The sequence below is a fragment of the Leptospira soteropolitanensis genome (assembly GCF_026151655.1).
In the GTDB taxonomy this organism is placed as follows: Bacteria; Spirochaetota; Leptospiria; order Leptospirales; family Leptospiraceae; genus Leptospira_A; species Leptospira_A soteropolitanensis.
On sequence record NZ_JAMQPN010000061.1, the window covers coordinates 1 to 1,189 of the forward strand.

1 protein-coding gene is annotated in these 1,189 nt (G+C 32.1%); it reads left to right on the forward strand.

All coding sequences use genetic code 11. From position 1 onward, the window contains the following. Positions 1 to 1,035: tetratricopeptide repeat protein (locus ND811_RS19285; protein WP_409035819.1), on the forward strand; the 1,035-nt coding region annotated here is incomplete at its 5' end. Positions 1,036 to 1,189: the final 154 nt, after the last annotated feature.

A 1,189-nucleotide genomic window follows, 5' to 3' on the forward strand; every position in this document is an offset into this window, starting at 1 on the left:
ACGCAAGTTTATAAAAGTCTCTCAAAAGGAAGAAAAATGAATCAAAATAAGTTAATAAAAATATCAATCCAATTTGGATTTTTTTTCATAGGTTTAACAAATCCAATCATTGCGGAAAAAAACTATCTTTCAGAAGAATTCGTAAATTCTCACCCGAATTTAAAAAATAAAGATCAAACAGAAAAGAATGTTGAAAATATTCTAAAGGAATTAGCTAAATTGAAAATTAGAAAAAACCCAGAAGTTTATTTACAAAAAATTCAAGATGGTTTAGATGTTTATCCTGATCCTAACTTCTATTATTTGCTAGGAAATTATTATATGAATCTAAATTCATATAATAATGCAATTAAATCTTATAATCTTGCCATCTTAAGAAGGTTGAATAATAAACATCTAGCATACTATAATATTGCATGTTCATATAGCCTTTTGAAAAACAAAGAAAACGGTTTTGAATTTCTAATTAAAGCCTTATTAAACGGTTATAGAAACCTTGAACATATAGGAAATGACAAAGATTTAGACTTTTTGAAAAATACTGATGAATGGACACCTTTTAAAAAGAATTATCTGCAAATAGTTGACATTAAAAAATATCACGGATCCTACCATATTGATGATACAGGAAAAAGCGAATTATTACTATGTAAAAACAATGTAGCCATTGAACCTTCTTTTTATAGAAGCACCATCGATGGAAGTTGTTGCGAAACTGGAAATCTTGAAAAACCCCTAAATAGCCATACACGCGGAATCTGGAGAAAAACGGAAAACAAAATAATTATATTTTACAATACAAGATGTGGATATAAAGGTGAAGGACGTAAAAAAGAAATCTATGCTGGAGATTGCGGTCCTGAATATTCGCAGTGCTCGTTAAAACAAATTTGCGTTACAACAACACCTGAACAATTCTATTACAGTTATAGAGTCATTAACTTGAATAATAGTTTCAATCCCGACAATGAATATGAGTTTTCAACTTTATATCCAAAAGCTTGTAAAGATTATGAAAGCTTATTAAACGAATAAACCTGCGTATAACAGCGACTTAACGCTACGCTTCGGGACAAGCCCTCGCTCGGGCTTCGCCACATTCCTCTCCTGTCACTCGCTTGCATACGCAAGCTACGTGCCAGTCCCTAACGTCCCGTTCGGGACTCAGGGTCGAGGAACGTCGTTAAGT